At 70.9% G+C, this 23,680-nt stretch carries 20 protein-coding genes; 8 read left to right on the top strand and 12 right to left on the bottom strand.

Annotated features, from left to right (window positions below; genetic code table 11):
- The first annotated feature begins 23 nt into the window (after positions 1-23).
- Positions 24-488, top strand: coding sequence for a MarR family winged helix-turn-helix transcriptional regulator (locus ABD844_RS49455; RefSeq protein ID WP_344895957.1), 465 nt, complete (start codon positions 24-26; stop codon positions 486-488).
- Positions 489-696: 208 nt separating this feature from the next.
- Here ABD844_RS49455 and ABD844_RS49460 read toward each other — a convergent pair whose 3' ends face one another.
- Positions 697-2,097: an LVIVD repeat-containing protein gene (locus ABD844_RS49460; protein ID WP_344895960.1), complete on the bottom strand. Its 1,401-nt coding sequence runs from the start codon at positions 2,095-2,097 to the stop codon at positions 697-699.
- A 134-nt stretch (positions 2,098-2,231) separates the two neighbouring features.
- On the opposite strand from ABD844_RS49460, the gene ABD844_RS49465 reads away from it, so the two are divergent.
- Positions 2,232-3,152 (top strand): LysR substrate-binding domain-containing protein, encoded by a 921-nt coding sequence (locus tag ABD844_RS49465; RefSeq protein WP_344896040.1) that lies wholly within the window; start codon positions 2,232-2,234, stop codon positions 3,150-3,152.
- A gap of 237 nt (positions 3,153-3,389) precedes the next feature.
- Here ABD844_RS49465 and ABD844_RS49470 read toward each other — a convergent pair whose 3' ends face one another.
- Complete coding sequence (locus tag ABD844_RS49470; RefSeq protein WP_344895963.1) at positions 3,390-4,421, bottom strand: NADP-dependent oxidoreductase; 1,032 nt, start codon at positions 4,419-4,421, stop codon at positions 3,390-3,392.
- A gap of 92 nt (positions 4,422-4,513) precedes the next feature.
- Here ABD844_RS49470 and ABD844_RS49475 point away from each other — a divergent pair, with 92 nt between their 5' ends.
- Entirely contained in the window at positions 4,514-4,957 is a 444-nt protein-coding gene (locus ABD844_RS49475) for a MarR family winged helix-turn-helix transcriptional regulator (protein ID WP_344895966.1), read from the top strand.
- Between the two features lie 137 nt (positions 4,958-5,094).
- Here the strand turns inward: ABD844_RS49475 and ABD844_RS49480 are convergent, their stop codons facing one another.
- Together ABD844_RS49480 and ABD844_RS49485 are read right to left on the bottom strand one after the other, a co-directional pair.
- A complete protein-coding gene (locus ABD844_RS49480; protein ID WP_344895969.1) occupies positions 5,095-5,754 on the bottom strand; it encodes a LuxR C-terminal-related transcriptional regulator in 660 nt (219 codons plus the stop codon).
- Positions 5,727-6,932: a sensor histidine kinase gene (locus ABD844_RS49485; protein WP_344895972.1), complete on the bottom strand. Its 1,206-nt coding sequence runs from the start codon at positions 6,930-6,932 to the stop codon at positions 5,727-5,729. The genes ABD844_RS49480 and ABD844_RS49485 overlap by 28 nt, the downstream gene beginning before the upstream one ends.
- Before the next feature lie 205 nt (positions 6,933-7,137).
- Here ABD844_RS49485 and ABD844_RS49490 point away from each other — a divergent pair, with 205 nt between their 5' ends.
- The 3 genes from ABD844_RS49490 to ABD844_RS49500 all read left to right on the top strand — a co-directional run bounded on the left by ABD844_RS49490 (position 7,138) and on the right by ABD844_RS49500 (position 13,510).
- The gene (locus ABD844_RS49490) at positions 7,138-7,770 is read left to right on the top strand and encodes a class I SAM-dependent methyltransferase (RefSeq protein ID WP_344895975.1); all 633 of its coding nucleotides are present in this window, start codon (positions 7,138-7,140) and stop codon (positions 7,768-7,770) included.
- Positions 7,763-8,356: a DedA family protein gene (locus ABD844_RS49495; protein ID WP_344895978.1), complete on the top strand. Its 594-nt coding sequence runs from the start codon at positions 7,763-7,765 to the stop codon at positions 8,354-8,356. Before ABD844_RS49490 ends, ABD844_RS49495 begins: the two co-directional genes overlap by 8 nt.
- Before the next feature lie 294 nt (positions 8,357-8,650).
- Positions 8,651-13,510 (top strand): DUF4132 domain-containing protein, encoded by a 4,860-nt coding sequence (locus ABD844_RS49500; RefSeq protein ID WP_344895981.1) that lies wholly within the window; start codon positions 8,651-8,653, stop codon positions 13,508-13,510.
- Positions 13,511-13,699: 189 nt separating this feature from the next.
- On the opposite strand, the gene ABD844_RS49505 is transcribed toward ABD844_RS49500, so the two are convergent.
- On the bottom strand, positions 13,700-14,683 hold the full coding sequence (locus ABD844_RS49505; protein WP_344895984.1) for an aldo/keto reductase: 984 nt from the start codon (positions 14,681-14,683) through the stop codon (positions 13,700-13,702).
- Between the two features lie 108 nt (positions 14,684-14,791).
- Here ABD844_RS49505 and ABD844_RS49510 point away from each other — a divergent pair, with 108 nt between their 5' ends.
- The gene (locus tag ABD844_RS49510; protein ID WP_344895989.1) at positions 14,792-15,616 is read left to right on the top strand and encodes a helix-turn-helix transcriptional regulator; all 825 of its coding nucleotides are present in this window, start codon (positions 14,792-14,794) and stop codon (positions 15,614-15,616) included.
- Positions 15,617-15,677: 61 nt separating this feature from the next.
- On the opposite strand, the gene ABD844_RS49515 is transcribed toward ABD844_RS49510, so the two are convergent.
- From ABD844_RS49515 to ABD844_RS49545, 7 genes are all read right to left on the bottom strand, one after another.
- Positions 15,678-16,037: a VOC family protein gene (locus ABD844_RS49515; protein WP_344895992.1), complete on the bottom strand. Its 360-nt coding sequence runs from the start codon at positions 16,035-16,037 to the stop codon at positions 15,678-15,680.
- A gap of 131 nt (positions 16,038-16,168) precedes the next feature.
- The gene (locus ABD844_RS49520; RefSeq protein ID WP_344895995.1) at positions 16,169-16,990 is read right to left on the bottom strand and encodes a helix-turn-helix domain-containing protein; all 822 of its coding nucleotides are present in this window, start codon (positions 16,988-16,990) and stop codon (positions 16,169-16,171) included.
- 113 nt (positions 16,991-17,103) lie between these two features.
- Entirely contained in the window at positions 17,104-18,033 is a 930-nt protein-coding gene (locus ABD844_RS49525) for a carbohydrate kinase family protein (RefSeq protein ID WP_344895998.1), read from the bottom strand.
- Positions 18,030-19,391: a family 4 glycosyl hydrolase gene (locus ABD844_RS49530; protein WP_344896001.1), complete on the bottom strand. Its 1,362-nt coding sequence runs from the start codon at positions 19,389-19,391 to the stop codon at positions 18,030-18,032. The genes ABD844_RS49525 and ABD844_RS49530 overlap by 4 nt, the downstream gene beginning before the upstream one ends.
- A 68-nt stretch (positions 19,392-19,459) precedes the next feature.
- Positions 19,460-20,266 carry a GntR family transcriptional regulator gene (locus ABD844_RS49535; protein WP_344896004.1) on the bottom strand — a complete coding sequence of 269 codons (807 nt, stop codon included), beginning with the start codon at positions 20,264-20,266 and terminating at the stop codon, positions 19,460-19,462.
- A gap of 241 nt (positions 20,267-20,507) precedes the next feature.
- A complete protein-coding gene (gene yczE, locus ABD844_RS49540; protein ID WP_486348554.1) occupies positions 20,508-21,170 on the bottom strand; it encodes a membrane protein YczE in 663 nt (220 codons plus the stop codon).
- On the bottom strand, positions 21,160-21,963 hold the full coding sequence (locus ABD844_RS49545) for a glutamate racemase (protein ID WP_344896043.1): 804 nt from the start codon (positions 21,961-21,963) through the stop codon (positions 21,160-21,162). Before ABD844_RS49545 ends, yczE begins: the two co-directional genes overlap by 11 nt.
- Before the next feature lie 179 nt (positions 21,964-22,142).
- On the opposite strand from ABD844_RS49545, the gene yczR reads away from it, so the two are divergent.
- Positions 22,143-23,630 carry a MocR-like transcription factor YczR gene (gene yczR, locus ABD844_RS49550; protein ID WP_344896010.1) on the top strand — a complete coding sequence of 496 codons (1,488 nt, stop codon included), beginning with the start codon at positions 22,143-22,145 and terminating at the stop codon, positions 23,628-23,630.
- Positions 23,631-23,680 lie beyond the last annotated feature (50 nt).

Genomic DNA, 23,680 nt, shown 5'->3' on the forward strand with positions numbered 1-23,680 from the left:
TCATCAACCGCTATCCTTGGCTCATGGGTGATCCGCGATGGCTGGACGACGCCGAGCAGCGAGACTGGCGCTCCTATGTCGAAGGATCGGCGCTGCTGCTGGAAGTACGCGACCGCCGGCTTCGCCGCGACCACAACCTGTCGCTGGCCGACTTCGAGATCCTGGTGCGGCTGTCCGAGGCGTCCGAGGGCCGCCTGCGCATGGCCGAGCTCGCCGAGCTGTCGTTCTACTCCCGTAGCCGGTTGTCGCACACCGTCGCCCGGCTGGAGGCCCGCAAGCTCGTCCAGCGATGCAACGACGACGAGGACAAGCGCGGTGTGGTCGCCTCACTGACAGAGACCGGGCGGGCGGTGCTGGTCAAGGCGGCCATGGACAACGCGCAAACCGTACGCGAGCACTTCATCGACCTGCTCAGCACGTCCGAACTGCAAGCGATCGGCCGGGCCTTCCAGGCGGTGGCGGCCAAGGCCCGCCAGTCCGCCGAGTAACAGGAGGGAGCCATGCCAGGGCCTCACTGCGGTGAGGCGCTGGTTGCGTACGCCCCTGGCGAGACTGACGGTCATGTTCACCACCCCAGCCTTCACCAAACCACAGCCAAGCCAACGCAGACGGTCGCACGTCAGCGGCTATCAGAGGCTCGGACCAGCCCTATTCCGCCGCGCCTGAGTGCGGGCGGTGACTGACGTGCGCGACAGGTCATCGCGGGCCCACGTAGCGGAGGATCCAGAGCCCCTGGTTCTTGTCGGTGATGTAGATGTGGCCGCGCCGGTCCACGACGACGTCCTCAGTCTGCACGACCAGGTCGCCGGCCGGCAGCGGCCCGTACCGCTTGCGCGGCTCCGGCGGGATGAAGTAGCCGACCTCACGCGGCAGCCGCGGGTTCGACACGTCGTAGACCCGCAGCCCCGCGTTGAAGTGGGCCAGGTAGAACAGGTTCGCCTGCTTCTCCACGTCCGGGTGGTACTGATGGTGGTTGAAGTTGTGCGGCCCACACCAGCCTCCCCTGCCGGCGAAGTCCTGGTACGGCGCCTCTTTCGGCGGCACTGGCGCGGGCAGCAACGACAGCAGGAACGGGTTCGCCGGGTCCTTGATGTCCACGATCGAGGCGTGGTGCGCCGGGCCCTTGCCGTAGGAGATGTCCTCGGAGTTGGCGAAGCCGATGCCGCGCTCGGGGATCGGCAGGAAACCGTGCACGCCGAACTGCGCGTGGAACGGCGGGCTGAACGGCAGGTGGCCGACCTGTCTGGGACGGGCCACGTCGGAGATGTCCAGCACGATCAGGCCCGCCGCGCCGTACGGCAGGTAGACGTGGTTCCCGACCGGGTACGGCGGGCCGTGCAGCGAGACGTGCGCGCCGGACCCGCAGCAGAACCCGTGCAGGTGCGACGGCTCCGGCGTCTGGCCGCCCTTCTCCTGGCCGGGGACCCACCAGCGACCGGCCTCCACCGGGTGGGCGGGGTCGGCCATGTCCAGGATCACGTAGATGTTGCCGGTGAAGCCCTTCATGTTGGCGGCGAGATGGGCGTAGCGGCCGCCGTCGTACAGGTTGCGGTGGGTGCCCGTGCCGCCGTCGGTCCTCCAGTGGGTGATCCTGCGCGGGTCGGCGGGGTCGGAGACGTCCCAGATGAGCACACCGTCGTGGAACGGCCCGTTCGGGTCGGGCGCGGCCTCCACCGGGAAGACCTTCTCCACCGCGGTGACCAGGATGTCGCCGCCCAGCGTGACCTGGTTGCCGAGCGTGTTGGTACGCGGCTCGGGCGTGGGAAGGAACTTCAGCACGCGGGCCCTGGCCGGGTCCGTCACGTCGAGGACGCTCCAGCCGGGGTCCCAGAAGTGGCCCATGTAGAGGTACCAGCGACCCGCCTTCTGCCGGATCGCCATCTTGAAGCCGGGGCGTTCGTCGAGATCGCAGTAGCCGATCACCTCGACATTGCGCGCGTACGCGCCCTTGGGCGGGCTGACCGGCACGTCCCCGGACGTGTCGCCGCGTTCCGCGTGCGCGGGGCCGTTGCCCAGTGCGGCGGCCAGACCGGCCGCGCCCGCTGCCCTCACCGTGCCGCGCAATGCGGCGCGGCGGGAAATGTTCTGCTCGGACACAGGCTCTCCTCAATGACCTCGGCGGCCTCAGTGAGTGATGTGTCCAGGCTTGACGATCAGCGAAATGCCTGTCCAATATATGTTTTCGCCCCGAAAAATACTGATTGGATATTAGTGTGGCTGACCTGCGGCGTATGGAGTACTTCGTGGCAGTCGCCGAGGAGCTTCATTTCGGGCGGGCGGCCACCCGGCTGCACATCTCGCAGCCGCCGCTGAGCATGCAGATTCAGCGGCTGGAGGAGGAGGTCGGGGTCGAGTTGCTCCGCCGTACGAAACGGAGCGTCCAGCTCACGGCGGCGGGCAAGGTGTTCCTGGAGGAGGCGCGCGCCACGCTGCGCCAGGCGCGCCGGGCCACCGACCTGGCGCGCAGGGCCGCCAGGGGCGACCTCGGCCGGCTGTCCATCGGGGTGATCGACTCGGCCCTGTACGGGCTGGTGCCGCCGATGGTGCGCCGGTTCACCGAGCGCTATCCCGACGTGGAGATCACGGTCACCGAGCGGCGCATCCACGAGCAGCTCGACCTGGTGGCGCGCGGAGCCCTCGACCTCGGCTTCGTTCATCCGCCGGTCGAGCGCCCGGAACTGGAGGCGGAGGCGGTGCACCACGAGCCGTTCGTGCTCGCCGTACCCGAGGGGCATCCGCTGGCCGGAGCGCAGGACGTGTCGCTGGCGCAGGCGTGCGCGCAGCCGCTGATCCAGCCGCCCAGGGAGCTGAACCCGGTCGGTCACGACAGCCTGCTGGCGATCTGCCACCAGCACGGGGTGTACCCGAACATCGTCCGCGAGGCGTCGCCCAAGCAGACGATCATCGCTTTGGTGGCGGCGGGGCTGGGCGCGTCGGTGCTGCCCGAGGCCGTACGGCACTCGGGCTATCCCGGGGTGGTGTACCGGCCCATCGAGGACGGGCGTTTCGGCATCACCACCTCGGTCGTCTGGGCCCGCGACGCCCTCGGGCCCTCCGCCCGCCTCTTCCTCGACCTCGTCCTTCAGCCGCCGGCGGGACCACCTCGCCACGCCGCGTCCGTCCACCCACCATGCGGCGGTGCCGCACCGTGAGGCAGGGCACCGCAGCAGGGTGGTCAGGTCAGCCGAGCTTGACGGAGCCGCCGGCCACGAGGTGAGGCGTTCTCGCGCTCCTCGGTCATCGGCGCGTCCGGCCACCAGGCCGCGAAGTAGCCACCGGCGACGGTCGCAGTGACGCTACCTTTCGCCTCCATCCCCGTCGTTGGCGTAGCCGGGCAGTCGCCTCGCGTTCTGTTTTGCCTTGGGCTCCCGTCACCAGCACTGTTCGGGTTATGCCTGCTCCTGGAGCCGGACGACGGCCTTGCCGATCGTGGGCGCTCCGCTGTGCAGCAGGCCCAGCAGAGCTTCGGGCACCCGCTCGATGCCGTCCAGCACCGTCTGCCGGTGGAAGATCTCGCCCGAGCGCACCCAGGAACCCACCTCGGCGCGGAAGGCGGGCATCTGGTCCTGGTGGTCGGTGACCAGGAAACCGCGCGCGGTCGCCCGCTTGGTGATCAGCTCGTACAGGTTCCGCACGCCGTGCGGCTCCCGGCCGTCGTACTGGCTGGCCATCCCGCACAGGGCCAGCCGGGCGCCGATCCGGAGATGGTCGATCGCGGCCTCCAGTTGGGCGCCGCCGACGTTGTCGAACACCACGTCGATGCCGTCCGGCGCGGCCTGTGCAAGGTGCTCACCGGCCGCACCGTCGTGATAGTCGAAGGCGGTGTCGAAACCGAGGTCGTCCACCAGATGCCGCACCTTGGCGGAGGACCCCGCGCTGCCGATCACCCGCTTGGCTCCCCGCAGCCTGGCGATCTGACCGGCGATGCTCCCGACCGCCCCGGCCGCCCCCGTGACGAACACCGTGTCGCCGGATCCCACCGATGCCACCTGGGTGATGCCCAGCCATGCGGTCAGGCCCGTCACACCGAGCACACCGAGATAGATTTCGGCGGGCAGATCGTCGGTGTCGATCGGGACGACCCCGGCCGCATCGATCACGGTGGCCTCACGCAACCCCAGGAAGTGCTCGACCACCTGGCCCGGCTTGACACCGTCCGCGCGGGACTCGACGACCACGCCGACCGCTCCCCCCTCCAGCGGCGCGTCCAGCGGGAACGGGGGGATGTAGGACGGGCGGTCGTCCATCCGGCCACGCATGTACGGGTCCACCGACAGGTGTGTGTTGCGCACCAGGACCTGTCCGGGCCGCAACTCGGGAATCCGGGCTTCGACCAGCGCGAAGTCGTCAGCTGACGCCTGCGCCGGCGGCCGTCGTGTCAGGTGCCACTCCCGGGCCCGCCCCTTGCTGGTTACTGCCATCGGAACACGCCTTCCCTAGATGCTTAATCCAATCAAGCATCTATCCTCACATACATACTTGAGTGCATCAAGTTCTTGGTAGAGTGGGCCTCATGGCCGTACCGTCGGGACCCGTCACCGCGTCGACCGATGCCGAACGGGCCATGTTCGACTTCGTTGACGCCTATGACCGCGCATACGAAACCGCCGCCCTGGAGCACGGGCTGAGCGTGGCGCAGGCCTGTGTGCTCGGGCGGCTCACCCGGCAGATCGGGATGCGAGAACTGGCCGACGAACTCGGCTGCGACGCGTCAAACATCACCCAGATCATCCGCAGGCTCGAGGTGCGCGATCTCGTCCGCCGTCTCCCCCACCCCGACGACCGCCGCTCCCGGCAGATCGTACGGACCCCCAACGGAACCACCCTCTACGCCGCCTTCGAGGAGTCCTTCGAGTTCGCCCGGTCCGCCACCGCCAACCTGAGCGCCGGCGAACAGGACCAACTGGTCGCCCTGCTCCGCAAGGCCCTCAACGGAACACGAAAACCGAACGGCTAGCCCACTTGGGACATGGTGAGTGGTGCGCTCCGGTAAGCACGATGGGGCAGTCCCACAAACGATGCCTCGGGCATCGACACCAGGCCGATCCGTCGCCCGGCAGAGCCCACGACCACCTTTCCACAAGAGGCGCGACGTCAGCCTCGTAGGTAGGTGACGACTGCGAGGACGCGGCGGTGGTCGTCTTCGTCGGGGGGTAGGTCGAGCTTGCTGAGGATGTTGCCGATGTGCTTGCCGACGGCGGCCTCGGATACGACGAGAGCCCGGGCGATTGCGGTGTTCGACCGCCCTTCGGCCATGAGGGCGAGCACCTCTCGTTCTCTCGGACTGAGGCGCTCGATCGGGTCGCGGCGGCGGCGCAGCAGTCGCCTGACCACCTCGGGGTCCACGATGGTGCCTCCCATCGCGACGGTGTGGAGCGCGTCGAGGAACTCCTCGACGTCGCCGATGCGGTCCTTGAGCAGGTAGCCGACCCCGGTTCCGTCACCGGAGTCGAGAAGCTCGGACGCGTAGGCCTGCTCGACGTACTGGCTGAGCACCAGGATGGCGAGGCGTGGGTTGGCTGTGCGCAGGGCGACGGCGGCACGCAAGCCTTCCTCAGAGAATCCGGGAGGCATCCGCACATCCGTCACGATGATGTCAGGCAGGTGCTCGGCGACGGCCGCGACCAGAGCATCGGCGTCCCCGACGGACGCGGCCACCGTGTGACCGAACCGGACCAGCAGTCCGGAAAGCCCTTCACGCAGCAGCACGCCGTCTTCGGCGATGACTATCTTGAGGGGGCGTTCGACGCGCAAGGGATCTCCGCACGTAGCAGGGTCGGGCCGCCGGTTGGGCTGGACAGCATCAGCCTGCCGTCGACCACCGCGACGCGGTCGGCCAGGCCCGCCAGCCCTGTGCCGGCCGAGGCGTTGGCGCCGCCCACGCCGTCATCTCGGATCTCCACCGTGAGCCTCCCGTCCTCGAACCGCCCCTCGACAGTCGCGCTCCGGGCCTTGCTGTGCTTGGCGACGTTGGCCAGCGCCTCGCAGACGACGAAGTAGGCGACCGATTCGACAGGCTGCGGCAGGCGTCCGGAGACCTCGACGCAGACCTTCACGGGGACGGGAGAACGGTCGGCGACGTCCGCCAGAGCGGTGGGCAGACCTCGCTCGGTGAGGATACGGGGGTAAATACCCCCGATCAGGTCGCGGATCTCGGCCAAGGCCAGCTTCGCTTGCCGGTGCGCCTCGTCGACGAGTTCGGCGGCCTCCTCACCGCGCGACATCTTCGCCAGCCCGAGCGTCATCGTCAACGACACGAGCCGCTGCTGGGCCCCGTCGTGCAGATCACGCTCGATGCGCCTCCGCTCGGCTTCGAAGGCCTCCACCAGGCGGGTGCGGGACCGGGTGAGCTCGGCCAGCCGCTCGCCCGGCTCGTCGCCTCGAGGGGTGAGGAGAAACCTGGCCAGCATGGCGTGGACCATCGCGAGCGCTGTCAGCGGGTAGACGGCGAGGAGCAGCACGACGACTCCCAGCGCCGCCACCAGGAACGCTCCGGGATAGCCCTCGACGCGCCACGTCTTGAACACGTTGATCGAGTCGGCCTCACCGAGGGCGAGCGGCGTGCAGATCATCGCGACGGGCAATACCAGGCCGTACAGCATGATGGCCAGTTCGACCGGCCACAGCACAACGACCAGGAGCCCTGTGTAGGCCAGCTCCCTCCAGGTGGCCTGCTCCCTGAAGCGCAGCTCCAGCCACGCGCGCAGGCCGGGGCGTCCGGGCACGCGATGGGGACTGGTGGCCGGCTCTCCATCGATGATCCGCAGGCGCGTACGCTCCAGCGCGGCAACGGGAACGCCACCGAGCCCCAGCGCCAACACCATGGGGATGCCAACCAGCACCAAGGTCATCACGGCACCGGTGACCAGGAACCCCAGGAACAGCACGAGCACGATCGCGCCGACGCCCACGCCCGTGACAAGGTAGGCCATCGCGCGCCATGGCAAGGAGGAGAGGATCAGGTCTCTCCGGGTGAGCGCCTGCCAAGACTGTCGTGGTCGCACCCGGCAACGATACGGGTCGGCGGGTGCGCTTCCGATAGGTCCTGCCCTACTTTCCAGGTATATCCAGCACTACCTCGAAAACTAGGTCCTCTCTCTCTGCGCACCGAGCGTCGCCGCCGATGTCATTGTCTCCATGGACGAGACAGTGACCTTGCGGCCGGGAAGAGATGCCAACGCCGACCTGAGGGCCTTCATGGCGATCGCCGTGCGCAAGCAGGGCGTGGTGGGAGCCGTGGCACCGAGTTCGCCGTCGCTGGCGAGGGCGCTCACGGCAGTGGTGCCATCCTCGGGAACCCCGGTCGTGGTGGAGCTCGGCCCGGGTACGGGGTCGATCAGCGAGGCCATCCGGTGCAGGCTGGCGCCGGGTTCACGCCAAATCGGGATCGACGTCGAGCCCTCGATGGTCGCCCACCTGCGCCGTGCCAAACCGTGGTTGGAAGTGATCCACGGCGACGCGGCGGAGCTGGGAGCGCTGCTGGCCACAGCCGGCGTGACCCGGGCCGACGCGGTGGTCAGCACGCTTCCATGGTCACTGTTCCCGGGTCCTCGCCAGTTGCGGATCCTCCACGAGATCGGCCGCGTGCTCGCCCCGGGCGCCGCTTTCACCACGGTGACCTACCTGCATGCCGTGCCGCTCCTGAGGGCCAGGGCGTTCCGGCGGCGGCTCCGGTCCGCCTTCGAGGAGGTCCTGACCACAGGGCCGGTCTGGCGGAACCTCCCGCCCGCGATGATGTACGTGTGCCGCAGGCCGGTGCCCGATGCCTGAGTTGCTGGGGCAGCTTTCTCCTCCACTGGTGCTCATCGTCGGCTGGCTACTCATCGTGGCCGAGGCCGGCCTGCTGATCGGTGTTCTCCTGCCAGGGACCAGCGTGCTCATGGCCCTCGGCTATCTCTCCCACCTGGGTGTGGTGCCGTTGGGCGCGACGATCGCGGTGGCTGCCTTCGCGGCGGTCACCGGTACGCAGTTGTCCTTCCTGTTGGGAAGGCGACACAAAGGCCCTTCCACAACGCAGCCCGACGCTCTCTCAGGATTCTGGGAGCGCGGCCGTCTCCTGCTGGTGCGGCGCGGTGTATGGGCCGTCATGGTCGGTCAATGGCTGGGCAGCGCTCGCACGCTGGTTCCCCGTCTCGCGGGCTGGTCGGGCATGCCCTACCGCGCCTTCGCGTGCGCGAGCATGCCGGCCGCCAGCACGTGGGCGGCAACGCTCGTGAGCCTGAGCCACAGCCTGGCTCCAGAGGTCATCCACCAGATCACCAGCCACCTCGCCCTCGCAGGCCCGTCGGCGGTCGCCCTCCTGCTCCTCATCCTCTGGCTGAGACACCATCGGCAGGCCGGTAACCAACGCCGGTAATACACCGGATCAGAACCACGGCCCACCCCCAACCGGCGATCACGAGAGGCCCACCAGCCGGCCAGTCCGCCAAGCCCACCCGGCCCGTGACGGAGCCGAGGCCGACGCGTTCATGGACGAGAACGGTGGACTGCTCTGAGCGGCCGGCAGACATCCCGGAGGGCCTCACTGCGCGCCCGCGACGACAAAGACAAGATCGATATTTCCCCACGCCCTACCGGCTGCCCCCGTCACTGCGGGTAAATCATCCATTTCCACGCCGAATGTCCTAGGGATGATCAAGGATGGTGTGCCATGGGATGGATCGGGATCTCGACGGGCCACGAGCTCACCGTCGAGGGGACGCGGCGGCCGGTGCTCGTCTGCCGGACGGCCGCGGGTCGCGTGCTGGCCAAGGTGCCCGCCAACGTCAGGAAGGATCCGACCGCGGTACGGCTCGCCTCCCTCTGCGACCGGGTCGGCGAGCACGTGCGGGCGGTGCACGACCGGGTCGAGTCCTGGATGGTGCGGTCGCTGCCCGTCCCGGCCGCGGTGTTCGCGGCCGTGTGGGACGACCCGGTGTGGCGCGAGACGCTCACCGACCTGGTCATCGCCCCGATCGTGGACGGCGCGCCCGACCTCGGCCGCTGTGCGCTCCTGTGCGAGGGCGCGTGGACGGGCGCGGACGCCTTCGCGATCCCGCACCCGCTGCTGCTCGGCGACGAGCTGCCCATCTGGCGGGGACGGAACCTCACACAGGTTGTCAAGCAGGTACGCCGCGAGGTGTGGACGCGTCCCGCGAGCATGGACCGTACGTTCGGCGTGGTCGACACCCTCGGATACATGGACGCCCACTACGAGAGCGGCGCCGCGTTCGAGCGCCGCGTGCACGAGCTGGGCGGGCGCATCAAGGGGGACAGAGCGCGGTTCACCGTGCACGCGCCCGAGCCGCTCGGCATCGAGATCGACCTGGACTGGAGCGGGCCGATGAGCCCGGCCTACATGGCGTGGCTGAGCTTCACGGCGGGCGGCCGGGAGATCGGCGACATCGCCTGGTCCGAGGGCGTCCGCATTCTCATGGCTCTGTACGCGGACCGCACCGTGGACGAGACGGAGCCGGTGGTGGAGGCGGCCGAGGCGTACTCCCACTACTGCGACGCCCGACAAGGCGAGCCCGGCACCGTGGTGCCCTCCGGCATCACCGGCCCGACGCGCGACGTGCTGTTGCGCGCCGGGGCGGTGCTGCCGGGCACGCCCACCGGCTCCGACGAGGACACGTGCGTCGCCGTCCGCTACGAGCACTCCGTCCTGGACGAGCCGGTCGTCGAACTCGTCCGGCGCGCGGCCGTCGACGGTGACAAGGCCGAGAAGTCGCTGTACGACCTGGACCCGGTGGCGGAGACCGGCGTCGGCACCGTGCACGCGGGCCCGCTCGGCTTCCTCGCGTCCGCACTGCACCGGTACCCGGCGCACCGCGCCCGCATCCTGGCCGCGCACACCGACCTGCGCTCCGCCCGCCGCCTGGCCGCCCGCAAGCCCGGCCTCGCGCGCACCGCGCTCACCCGTACCGGCGACGACCTGGAGACGCACGCGCCCGAGCTGCTGCCGCCGTTCTACGAGGAGTGCGCGCGGATCCTGGCCGCCGCGGGCAGCGCCCGCTTCGCCGCCGCCTTCTTCGAGCAGGCCCGCGCCGCCGAGGACGCGCACGCGCTGCCGGTCGACGAGGCCGCGCTCGTCGCGGCGCACCTCGCCGCGGGACCGGACGCCGCCGGAACGGCCACGCTCAAGAAGCACGGCAAGCGGCTCGCCGCCCGTCATCCCGCCCCCGGCGCGTACCGCTGGCACCGTAGGCTGCTCACCGAGTGGTGCGAGGAAGTCCCGGACGGCGCGGACGGCGCGCTGGCCCTGGCCGACGGCTGGGCGGCGCTGGCGAAGGCCGCCGGGCACGCGCTCGGCGGGCCCGAGGACGAACGCGCCGTACGGGCCCTGCTGGAGAGCGGCTGCATGAAGTCGGCACCGCAGGCCCTCTGGGAGTTCGTCCTTGCGTTGCTCGGCCCGATGGTACGGGCGGACGCGGGCATCGGCCGCGCGTTCCTCGGCATCCTGCCGCTGCCCGCCAAGGACATCCCCAAGGCGAAGAGCGCGGCGGTGTCGCTCCTCCTCGGCAACCTCGCGGGCGCGGGCCTGACCGCCCCGTTCACCACGTCCCCCGGGCTGGCGGGGGCGGCGGCGAAGGACTGGCTCGGCCGCTTCCTGAAGCTGTACGCGGGGCTCGCACTCCCCGTCGCCGGTCTCGGCGACCTCCTGCACGACGCCGGTACGCGGCTGCGCGCGGAGGGCCTCACCTGCGACGACCATGAGGCGGTACTGGGAGTCGACGAGGACGAGGTCAACCGCTGGGAGGAGACCGCCGCCGACCTCCCGCTCCTCGATCTCCTCCTGGACCGCGGCGTCCCGCTCGCGCGGCCCCGGCTGCTGCACACGTTCAAGCTGTACGACCGGCTCGCCTCCGGAGCGGGCGCCGACCTGACCGCCGTCGCCGCCGACCCGGACTGGGCTCCGCTGCTGCGCGACGCGATCGTGGGCAACGTGACCAACCAGCTCAACGTCACCGAGCCCGCAGTCCCGAAGCAGACCGCCCCCGAGACCGTACGGGCCCTGACCGCGACACCGGGAACGGCGCAGATTGTCGCCGCCATCCTGGCCGAGCATGCCGCGCGGGTCCCAAGTCAAGGGCTTCCGGACGCGCACGCCGCCCTGTGCGACGCCCAACGGTTCACCATCGCCGGAGTCCCCGGCCCCCTCCTGGACAGCGTCCGGACGATCGCGACCGGGACGGACCCGGCCCGCGCCCTCGCCACCACGCTGAGCGGCGGCGTCCTCGACGAACTGGAGCTGCCCGCCTTCGTCCCCGGCCACGTCAACACCATCACCGACTACCTGGAAGAGAGCGGCACCGACCTGCTCCTGATCGAGTCCGGCCGGCTCTGGGAGCACAAGTTCCGCGCCTGCGTCGTCACACCGGATGGAGCCGGCCCGTCCCACGGCTTCGGCACGTACGAGTACGTCTCCAGCCGGTCCCACGAACGGGCCGAGGCGCGCGACCTCTACGACCGCTGCCTGATCGCCGTGAACGGCCGGGTGACCGTACTGGACCACGGCGGCCCGCACTGCCCGCACGGCAGCGCGCACCCCGCCGCCCGCCGCGTCGTACCGGCCGACGGCGAACGGGTCGCCTTCCCCGGTGGCGCCGAGGCCACCGTGTGGCGCGGCCAGGGCCGGATCATCGAGCTGCGGGACCCGGCCGGGCGGACCATCGGCCGCTACGTCCGCGGCCGGGGCAGGGCGCCCGAGCACGACGGCGCCGAGAACATCAGCACGGTCGAGCACCACCGCTACGCGTCCGGGACCCGCCTGGTCGCGCCCCCCGGCAGGTGGTCGGCGATGCGGCCGCGCGACCCCGAAGGATCCAGGGCGCTGCGCGCCGTCGACGAGAAGAAGGCGCAGGCCCTGATCGACGTCGCGGACGCCGCGTTCGCCGCCGACCTCATGCGGGTGCTGGACCCCGAGAGCGAGTACCGGGAGAAGGTCGCCGCCCGCGACGAGCTGGCGGGACGGCTCCGCCCGCTCCTGCCGGAGATCACCGACGAGTCGCTCCGGAAGGGCGTCACGTCCCTGGTGTGGACGGCCGTCGAATGCCGCGAGCGCGCGTTCGCCCTGCTGCAACGCCTGGCGCTGACCCCGCCGCCCCACCTGCGCCCGGCGCCCGCCTCCGCGGCACCCGCCGTCCGGTCCGAGAAGTCCCCCGAGCCGGACGATCCGGGGCCTGAGTCCGCGTACGAGAGGATCGTCCACTTCACCCGTGCCGCCGTCGACGTGCCGTACGACAAGAAGATCGCGATATTCGACGCCCCCGCCGTCAAGGGGGTCGAGAACACGCTGGGCCGCCTCGGCGCCGCCGTCCTGGAGGTCGCGTGGGGCAACGGCGGCGGGCGCGCGCAACTTGTGGAACTGGCCGCCGTCCCCGAACTCCTCCGTACCGACGGCACCTGGCACGTCGCCCGGCTGCGCCCGGAGTACGACCTCGGGCAGATCCGCTCGGGCAGAGGACCCATCACAGCCGCCGCCGTCGCCGACTACGAGCCGGTGGGGCACGGGTACGCGGTCACGGCGCTCCTCCACACCCCGGACGGCCCCGACCCGCTCCTGTTCACCCGCAACCGCGCCGTCGAACTGCGGACCTGCCGCGGGTGGGGCGACCCGGACCGGCTCCGGCGGGCGCTCGACCTGATCACCGAGAACGGCCCGCCGCCCGTGGACCGGGAGGCGACCGTACGGGCGTTCGCCGAGGCCACCGGCCTGTCACCGGCCCAGTGCCTGATCCTGCTGTCCACCTCGGCCCGCACGCTCTCCTGGCCGGACGGCTGGGCGCGGGGCCGCGTCGCCGCCTTCCGCAAGGGCGACGCCGCCCGCGCCCGCGCACTCAACCTGACCGAGATCGAACTGCGCATCGCCGCGCTCTCCCTGGAGGCGCTCACCACCACCGACGAGGCCGTCGAAGTCGTCGAACTGCTCATGCCCGACGACCCCGCCGACCTCTGGCGTACGGGCCCCGCCCTGGACCGGGCGGTCGCGTACTGGACGGAACGCCACCCGAGGCTCACCCCGCTCACCACCGAGCAGTGGGTCACCCTCGCCTCCGGCGCCGAGGACGCCCTGGAGGCGCTGATCGCCCTGCTCGGCGAGCGTCCGTCCGTACCGCCGCTGGGTCACATCGCCCGCGCCGTGAGGCTCCTGGCCGACCGCCTGCCCAAGGACCACCCCGCCCGTACGACCGCCGCCGCCCGCCTGCGTGACCTGCACGAACACGTCACCGGCCCGGACACGACCCTGCCCATCGCCGCCGGGGTCACCTCGGTCACCGCCCTGGAACGAGCCGTCGGAGCGACCGCGGCCCACCTCCCGGAGAGCAGGCTCGCCATCGGCGAAGCCCTCACCCTGGAGCCCGCCGGAGACGGCTACCGCGTCCACCTCCGCCCATCCCGCTGGTCCGACCTGGACGCGCTGGCCCCGGCCCTCCGCCGCGGCGGCGCCACCAATGTCGCCCTGGTCATGGAGGACCTGCGCTTCCTCCGTTCGTCCGAGCCGCTGGAGGCCGCGGCCCGGCTGGAGTGACGTTCCCGGAGGTGTGCGGGAGGTGGAAGGCGATCCTGTGGTCCGGGGAACTGCCGCGCGCCTCGATCTGCGTCCTGCTGCGGCGCCGCCCGCCGGCTTCGCCGTCGACCGGATACGCCTGCGGTGAAGCCCTGCCGGCGCCCATCTGGTGATCCCTTGCGTTCTCCTCCGGTCGCCCGGCGGAGAACGTCAGCGATCGATGTTGGCCAGGTAGCTCTCGTCCGCCTGCGGCCCCGCGACCGCGGCACGGGGCACCAGGGTCTCCAGGCGTTCGAAGACGGCGTCGGGCAGGTCCAGGTCGGCGGCCGCGGCGTTGGCGCGCACGTTGGCGGCGCGGCGCGTGCCGGGGATCGGGAAGGCGCCACGGCGCAGCAGCCAGGCCAGCGCCAGTTGCGCGGACGCGATTCCCTGCTCGGCGGCCAGCGTCGCGATCGCGTCGGCGAGCGACACGTTGCGGCTCAGGTTGGAGCCCTGGAAGCGCGGATTGCCGCGCCGCCAGTCGTCGCCGCCGAAGTCGGCCGCCGAACGGACGGCCCCGCCGATCAGGCCGCGTCCCAGCGGGCTGTAAGCCACGAAGCCGACGCCCAGATCGGCGCAGGCCGCCAGGATCCCGTCCTCGGGGTTCCGGCTGAACAGCGAATACTCGGTCTGAACGGCGGTGATCGGATGCACCGCCTGCGCGCGGCGCAGCGTGCGCGGCGACACCTCCGACAGGCCGATGTGCCCGATCCTGCCGGCCGCGATCTGCTCAGCCAGCGCCCCCACGGTGTCCTCGATCGGGGTCGTGGGGTCGAGCCGGTGCAGGTAGTACAGGTCGATGTGGTCGGTGCCGAGCCGGGTCAGGCTCGCCTCCAGAGCGGTGCGTACGTACTCGGGACGGCCCAGGCCGTGCCGCAGGACGCCGTTCTCGTCATGATTCCCGCCGAACTTGGTGGCCAGGACGATGTCGCCGCGGCGGCCCGCGAGCACGCGGCCGATGACGCGCTCGCTGTGTCCGTCGCCGTACATGTCGGCGGTGTCGATGAACGTCATGCCCGCGTCGACGGCGGCGGTCAGGGTCGCGGTGGCCTCGCCCTCCGTCATGTCCCCGTAGATGCCGGGGGCCAGCGTCATGGCGCCGAATCCGATGATCGACACCTTCGGGCCGCGTTCTCCCAGTGTGCGGTAGTGCACGCCGGTTCACCTCTTTCTGCGTCGTTCGATGCATCGAGCCTCGTCACTGCACAGAAGGGCAGCCAGTACCCGCGGGAGACCAGTACTCTCAGGACTAGCCTGGACTGTATGCCGACACGTGAGATGGCCGATTTTCTGCGTTCGCGGCGTGACCGGATTCGCCCGGAGACGGTGGGGCTGCCCGCGAACGACCGCAGGAGGGCGCCGGGCCTGCGCCGAGCCGAGGTCGCCCAGCTCGCGGGTATCAGCCCGGACTACTACATGCGCCTTGAGCAGGGGCGGTCCGTACGCCCCTCGTCGTCGGTGCTGGACGCGCTGGCGCGGGCGTTGCTGCTGAACCCCGACGAACGCGACCACCTCTACCGGCTGGCCCAGTCCGAGCCCGCCCCGCTGCGCCGGCACGAGGAGGAACAGGTCCCCCCGGCCGTCCACCGGCTGCTGGAACAGCTCGACCGCATCCCCGCTTACGTGCTCAACGGCCGGCTGGACGTACTCGCATGGAACCCGATGGCCGTCGCGCTGATCGCCGACTTCGCCGAGATGCCCCGCCCCAACCTGGTCTGGTACGCGTTCTGCGACCCGCGTGCGCGTTCGCTCTACGTCGAGTGGGAGCAGATGGCGCGGCACGGCATTGCCCAACTGCGCACCGCGACCGGCCTGGACCCCGGCAACGCCGCCACGCGCGCGCTCATCGACGAGCTGACCGAGCGCAGCCCCGATTTCCGCCGATGGTGGGACCGGCAGGACGTGAAAGGGCCGGGCACCGGACGCAAGGAATATCAGCATCCGCTGGTGGGACGGCTGTCGCTGGCCTACGTCGGCATGCTGTTGCCGGGAACCGCCGACCAGCAGTTGGTCACCTACACCGCCCCGATGGGAAGCCCGTCCCAGGCCGCGCTGGACACGCTGGCCGACCGGCTCTGGGCGCGCTGAGACCCCCCGGTAGATCGGGTCGGGGCCTGGGCTGGGTGCTCACCTGCCGCTCGGCCCGCCCTCAGCGAAGCCCACCAGTGATGATCCACAGGTGGCCGAACGGGTCACGGACACGCCCCGAACGCTTGCCGTAGGACCGGTTCTCGATCGGCACGACCACTTCGGCGCCGTGGGCGATCATGCGTTCGCCGACCGCGTCCGGGTCGTCGACCTCGATCTCGAGGAGGACCGCGGAGCCGCCGAGGTCACCGGGTGAGAGCCACCCCCACGAGGAGACGGCCGGGGAGACCCGGAAGGACGAACCGCCGATGCGGTGATGAACGACGCTGGGTCGGCCGTCGTCGCTCAGGGGAGCACGGAACACTTCCTCTGCGCCAAGGGCGTCCTGGTAGAACGCCGACGCACGGTCTGGGTCGGGCACGATAAGACGAGGGCAAATGTGTGTGTTCGGTGTCATGGACCCATCGTTGGGCCTTGTCCCGACGGAGTCTTGAACATCTGGGAACGAACCGTCCCCGGATGGGGTGCCACCTGACCGCGCTCTTCGCTTGGCTACCGGTCGCCGACCGACGGCCCCTGCACGGCCAGGCCTTCGGCGCGTAGCCACTCGGTGGGCGTGCACCCGGCCATGGCCCGCCACTCCCGGGTGAGGTGCGCCTGATCGGCGAATCCCGACGCGGCGGCGACCGCCGCCAGACCGACCCCCTTGGAACGAGCGGCGTCCACGAGCCGGCCACGGGCAGTCTCGAAGCGGACGAGCCGTTGGTACTCCTTCGGCGTCACCCCGAACTCGGCTCGAACCAGACTGCTCAGGTGCCGCCGGGAGCACCCGAGCCGGTAAGCGGCATCCTGCACCCGGGTGGTCCCGGACAAGGCTGCGATCGCGGATCGCAGTTCGTGGTGGTTGGCGCTTTCGCCGTGCCGACCGAGGCCGGTGAGCAGGGACTGTGCGACAAGGGCGCGACGCTGCGGCCATGTCCGGCAGGCCGCGAGCCGCTCCGGCAGGTCCGCCATCGCCGGGACGACGTCGGCGAGATCCACGATGTGCCCGGCCAGCGCCGACGCCGGGAGCCCCAGCAGTGCGCCGGCGCCCAGCGGGCTGAGCGTCAACCACACCCCGCGCGTGCATCCCGCCTGCCTCAGCTCGGCCGCGTCCAGATGGAGCCCGGCCACAACAGCCCGGCGCCGCCGGCTTGAGCCGGGCCGCCCGACCCACGAGATCTCGAGCGAGTCCTCCTCGGGGATCGTGATCGACACCGTGGGCGAGGGAAGTCCGCGATGGACGGCGACCGGGCCGGACCCAAGTTCGTACGCACCCAGCGTCGCCACGAAGGGCGCCAGGGCGGTGGACATCGGGTCAGCGGGCACGGTCACTCTGACACGGTACGACGGGTGAGGTGGTGCACCGCCGCCTGGGGGCTCCCGGTTACGCACCGTCGCTCTGGGCCGTGCGGCTCGATTCTTACCGGGCACACAAGATGGGCCGGTCAGGCGGCCCAGGGCACGAGTTCGGGCGCGCGCTCGGCGATCTGGGCGAGGGACGGCGCGGCGGCGCCACCGTGGCCGGTGACCGAGAATGTGCCGCACAACGTGCCGAGCGCGGTGCTGCCGGCCAGGCCGAGCCCGAAAACGTGCCCCGCGACGAACCCGGCGTCGAAGCAGTCCCCCGCGCCGATGGTGTCGATCACGGTCACCGCCTCGGCGGCGGTGCTCACGCGTTCGGTGGAGGTCGCGGCAAGCGCCCCGTGCGCCCCGTTCTTGATCACGACCGTGGGCGTCAGCTCGCGCAGACGGTCGAGAGCGTCGTTGAGCTCCCCATGACCGGTGAGTACGCGCGCCTCGCCGGCGTTGGGCGCGAAGATGTCGACCGCCTTCAGCGCGGCGGTGATCGCGGGGTCGTCCAGTGTGGCGTCGGTGTGCTGGCAGTCCATGAAGACGACAGCTCCGACCCGGTGCGCGGCCTCGACGAGCGCGACGAGCCGCGGGCCGACGGTGAGCTCGGTGAGCAGCACGCACGCCGGACGCCGGTCCAGGATGACGCCGATCACGTCGAGCGGGGGCAGCGGCTCCTTGAACGAGACGAACCCGCGTTCGCCGCCGTAGGACATAGCCACCGAGATGTTCCGGACAGGGCCGGGATGCAGCAGGTAGGCGGAGGTGTCGATGCCCTCGGCGTGGGCCTCGTCCAGGACGAGGCGGCTGTGCGGGTCATCGCCCAGCCGGGCGGCCCACACGGCGGGCACGCCGAGGCGGTGCAGCGCCCGCTGAGGGGTGAAGGCCCCGCCGGGCAGGGAGGCCGTCCCCGTGCCGAAGACCTCCGTACCGGGTTGCGGCCAGCGGGGCAGGCCGGCGAAGACCAGGTCGAGGTAGTAGTCGCCGACGATCAGTACCGAGCGGCCGGCAGGGAACGCGCTCACCGCCACTGGCCCGCGTGGTCGTGGTGGGCGGCGAGGTAGTCGTCGGCCAGGGCGGCGGCCCGCGAGTAGGACAGGACGAGCGGGTGCGCCATCAGCGCCTGGACCGCGAGCGAACGGGAACGGGCGGCGACCGCCCGCACGGTGAGCCGTTCGAAGAGCTTCACTTGGCGCATGAGGCCCGCCTGGGGCTCGGGCACGGCGCCGATCGGCAGCGGCCGGATGCCGGTGGCGTCGGCGACCACACTCATCTCGGCCACGTCCTCCGACGACAGGGCGTCGATGTGGCCGGCGGCAGGCACGTTCGCGGCGCAGTAGCGGGCCGGGCCTCCGGTCATGGCCGCCATGAGGTCGAGCGCGACGGCGGCGTACCCCTCGCTGCCCTCGCCCAGGGTACGCTCCCCGGCCGGCGCCGTGCCCGGCTCGGCGTAGCTCATGTACGTCGAGCGGCGCCCCGCCTCGTAGGCCCGGTAAGCGGCCACCGCCTCCTCGGGCTGGTCGGGGCCGATGCGCGCGAGTTCGCCCAGCAGGTCGGCGTTGCGGCCGGCGACCTCCTGGCCCCGGCTCGACTCCTCGGAGCTGGTGTGGGCCATGGCTTCCTCGGCGAAATAGTAGTAATACAGGTACTCGTTGATCCACATGCCGGACAGCTCGCTCAGGGCGGCAGGAAAGAAGCGCTGCAGCGTGCCGGCGCGGAAGCGGGGCTCGGCCAGCAGCGGCGCCAGCAGGTCACGGCCCTGCTGATCGCGGACCGCCCGTACCCATGACAGGTGGTTGAGGCCGAACACCTCGGGCCGCAGGTCGTTGGCGTCGAGACCGTGTACGGCGGCCACGGCGTGCTGGGCCAGGTTGGCGCTGTCGCAGATGCCGACGGTCCGCTCGTGCCCGGCGTCGCGCAGGGCCTGCGTGACCAGTCCCGCCGGGTTGGTGAAGTTGAACAGCCAGGCGTGAGGGCTCAGCTCGGCGAGCAGTTCGGCGTAGTGGAGGATGACGGGGATCGAGCGCATCGCCATCGCGAACCCGCCCGCGCCTGTCGTCTCCTGCCCGAGCACGCCGTGCCGGACCGCGATCTGCTCGTCGGCGACACGTGCGGCGTCCCCGCCCACTCGTACGGTGGTCACCACGAAGTCCGCGCCGTCGAGCGCCCGCCGCGCGTCGGTGGTGGCCACCACCCGCACGTCGCCGTGGCGCCGCGCCAGGTGGGCCGCAACGCCGCCGAGCAGCCGCAACTTGTGCTCATCGACGTCGAGGAGCACGATCTCATCCAGCCCCAGCTCCGCGGCGCGCATCGCCGCCGACTCGACGAACACGGGGCCGCGGACACCACCGCCGCCTACGAGCGTGAGTTTCCTGTCACCCAAGGGGAACGTTCCTTTCTTCCTGGTTGAACGGCCGTCCCTGGCGGGACGGTATGAGCGCGCGTTCGCGATCAGTCGGTGCGGGGCGCGTCCGCGGAATCAGCCGGCGCTGGGCGTGCGACCACGGTGACCGCGCTCTCCTGCGGAGGCAGGTCCTGCAGGATGCGGATGGGCAGCCGCCATGGATGGTGCAGCGACCGGGACAGCTCGACCACGCGCCCCTCCTCGTCGAAGGTCAGCTGATCGACGCTCAGGCCGATCGGCGGATCGCCCAGGTCCAGTTCCCCGGCCTCCTCCGGATCGGCCAGCCGGGCGCTCACCGTCGTGTCGGCCTTGACGAGCCGCAGCCCGAAACGGCCTCTGAGCTGTTCGAAGAGCGAGGCCCTGGAGAAGTCGGTCTCTGCCAGTCCCGGCACCAGGTGGTGAGGCAGCCACACCCGCTGCACCGTGAGCGGCACCCCGTCCCCCAGTCGCACCCTGGCCAGATGCACGACCTCGGCGCCGACCGGCAGCCGTAGTTTCCTGGCCACCGCGGCCGAGGCGGCCATGACCGAGCAGTCGAGCACCCGGCTGCTCGGTACGACGTCGTCTGCCGTCATCGCCGCCGTATGGCTGACCAGCGCGTGCAGCTCCTGCGGGCCCGGCCTGGCCGCGACGAAGAATCCCTTGCCCGCGGCGCTGGCCAGGTAGCCCTCGGCGACCAGGTCGCGCAGCGCCTGCCGGACGGTGATGCGGCTGACGCCGAGCCGGGCGATCAGCTCCCGTTCCGACGGCAGCCGTGTCCCTTGGTGCCAGACCCCTCCGTCGACCAGCTCTCGTATGTGCTCCTTGATCTGCTGATACAGCGGCAAAGGGGAATCTTTGTCTACCTCAAACACGCACTCATCATATCTGGACATATCCAGTTATGCCAGACAGTCAGCACGCCGACTATGACCTTGATGCCAGCGTCAAGGTCATACCGTCCCGGCATGACCACCCGCATACGGCAGCGCCCGTGCAGTCCACCGCCGCGAGGCTGCCCACGGCGTATTCGCCGGAGGACAGCAGGCCACCAGGTCGCAGATCTTCTACGGGCCTCGGGAGAAGCCGGCGGATACACGTTTCGATCCACCGATGTCACCCAACGCGGTAGGTGAACCAACGCATGAAGAACTGGGCGGTCGGGCCGACCGCAAGCGCGTACAGTACAGTGCCCGCGCCGACGCTCCCGCCGAGCAGCCACCCCACGCTGAGCACGGTGAGCTCGATCAGCGTGCGGACCAGCCGTATGGAGCGCCCGGTCGCGGCGGAGACTCCGGTCATCAGCCCGTCCCGGGGGCCGGGTCCGAGGCGCGCGCCGACGTAGACGGCGACCGACAGTCCGTTGAGCAGGACACCTCCGACCAGCAGGCCGATTCTGGCTGGTAGGGCGAGGTGTTGCGGGATGAGCGCCAGGCCGAGATCCGATGAGTATGCCAGGACGACGATGCTGGCAACGGTGCCGAGCTTCGGCGTCTGTTTGAGGGGAATCCACAGCAGCAGCACGAGCACCCCGATGGCGGCGCTGATCGTGCCGAAACTCAGCGGGGTTTGGCGCTCCAGCCCTTCGTACAGAACGCTCCAGGGGTTGACGCCCAGCGAGGCCCGGACCATCGCCGACAGGCTGAAGCCGTACAGGGCGAGACCGGCGAACAATTGGGTGAGACGTCTCAGTGGATGTTCGGTGAGGGGGACGTAGCCGAGAGGCGCTGGAGACGGGCGCGTGCCCGGTGCCGGCGCGGCAGGAGATTCAGCGCTCACGGACGTGCCCCGAGCGTGTCGGGCCGGCCCGCAGCAGACGGCCTTCCTCGTAGGCCAGCGCCGCCGCCGGGAGCGCGGCCTCGCGGCCGCTGTGGATCACCGTCAGTGTGCCCTCGGCCGGCGCCTCGGGTGCAGGTCGCTCGCCGATCCGGCGCAGCATCTGGGCGGCGACCGCACCGGCGGTACCGTGCAGGACAGGCGGTGGCGAGCCGGGCTGCCGTACGGCCGCGCGGATGTGCTCGGCGATGAGCTCGTAGTGGGTGCAACCCAGGACGACGGCGCGGGCATCGTCGGGAGTACGTTCCGCCGCGGCGGCGACCGCGCGGGCGATGGCCGCCTGGTCCGCGTGCTCGACGGCGTCGGAGAGCCCGGGGCACGGCACCTCGGCGACCTTCACCCGGTCCGCGAACTCGGTGATGAGCCCGCGCAAATAGGGGCTGCCGGTCGCGGCTGGGGTGGCCCAGACGGCGACAGGTCCGCCGCCGGCGGCGGCCGGTTTGATCGCGGGCACCGTGCCGATCACCGGCGCATCGGGTTCGAAGCGCGCACGCAGGTCGGGCAGGGCATGCAGGGTGGCGGTGTTGCACGCGACGATCAACGCATCCGGGCGATGCGCGGCCGCTGCCTCGGCGATGGCGATGGCCCGGGCCGCGATGTCGCGCGGGGTACGCGGTCCCCAGGGCATGCCGTCGGGGTCGGAGGAGAGCACGAGATCGGCGTCGGGGCGCAGCCGGCGCACCGCGGCGGCTGCCGCCAGCAGTCCGATCCCGGCGTCGACGAGCGCGATCTTCAGCCGGACGATCGGCGCCCGTGCAGGCTCCTTGTGATGATGCTGTGGTCTGGACGCATGTCGGTCTATGGCCTCCTGCTCCATATCTGTCACCTCTCCGGTGTCCTCCTGCCTCTTTGGCAATGGCCAAGATTCTGTACAGTGATTGGCCACAGCGACATGGCCAATCTCCGGGAAGTGGTATGACCGACTCGACTCCGTCCCGGCCTGCGGACATGGCGAACCGTCCTGGAAGGACGCTGGGAGGCCGGCAACTCGCCGCCATGCTGCCGGACCCCGCCGGCGCGCGGCCCGCCTACCGCCACCTGGCCCAGGCGATCAGCACGCTGATCCTGGACGGACGGATCTCCCTGCACACCCGGCTTCCCGCCGAGCGGGAGCTCGCCACCGCCCTGAACACCAGCAGACCCACCATCACCGCCGCCTACGACCTGCTGCGTCAAAGCGGCTACGCCCACAGCCGCAAGGGCGCCGGCACCTGGACGGCGCTGCCCGAGGACCGTGCCCCCACCCGCGTCGCCCGGTTCCTCCAACCCGGCGACAGCGCGATCGACCTCGCCAGGGCCGCCTTCGGGCTACCCGAGCACCTGCTCGTCGACGCGCTCCGCGAGGTCGCCCCGCATCTGACCGAGCACGCGCACACCCCCGGGTACCACCCCTACGGCCTGCCGGAGTTGCGTGCCACCATCGCTGAGCGGTTCACCCGGCGGGGACTGGCCACCGTACCCGAGCAGATCCTGGTGACCTCCGGCGCCCAACACGCATTCACGCTGGTCATCGGGCTCCTGTCCGCGCCCGGCGACCGCGTCATGGTCGAGAGCCCGTCCTACCCGAACGTCCTGGACGCCATCCGCCGTGCCCGGCTGCGTCCCGTGTCGGTCCCGGTGACCGACACCGGCTGGGACGTCGAGATCATCGAGTCCACCCTGCGCCAGGTCGTGCCCCAGCTCGCCTACCTGATTCCCGACTTCCACAATCCGACCGGTCTGCTCATGCCGGCTCACGAGCGTGTCCGTGTCCTGCGTGCCGCCCAGCGCACCGGTACGTGGCTGGTCATCGACGAGACCATGGCCGAACTCGCCCTCGACGTCCCGGCCCCGCCGCCGTTCGCCTGCCACGCAGCGCCCGGTGGCGCGGGCCAGGTCATCACCATCGGTTCGATGAGCAAAACCTACTGGGGCGGCCTGCGCATCGGCTGGCTGCGCGCCCCCTCACGGCTGGTGACCGAACTCGCCGGCCAACGCATCGCCACCGATCTGGGCGGCTCGGTCCTGGACCAGCTCCTGGCCCGCAACCTCCTGGCCCGAGAGGCAGACGTGCTGCCATCCCGGCTGGAGCAGATACGCGAGCAGCGTACGGCCCTCACCGCCGCGCTGGCCGGACACATACCGCAGTGGACCTGGCGGCTGCCGCCCGGCGGCCTGTCACTCTGGGTGGACATGGGCGAGCCCATCGCCTCGGCCCTGGCCGAACGAGCGCTGGCCTACGGCGTGCGGATCGAAGGCGGCGCCTTCTTCGCCGCCGACCCGGGCCTCTTCGAACAGCGCCTCCGGATCCCGTACACCAAGCCCTCCGACACCCTGCGCGAGGCCGTGCACCGTATGGCCGCCACGCTCATCGACGGCCTTCCGGCCGCGTCCGCTGACCGGCGACCACACTGGGTCGCCTGAGATCTGTCACCGACGAAGGTGCCGTGCCCGGTCGGGCTGGGGCGTCCTTT

It is taken from the genome of Nonomuraea antimicrobica, assembly GCF_039536965.1.
GTDB lineage: Bacteria > Actinomycetota > Actinomycetes > Streptosporangiales > Streptosporangiaceae > Nonomuraea > Nonomuraea antimicrobica.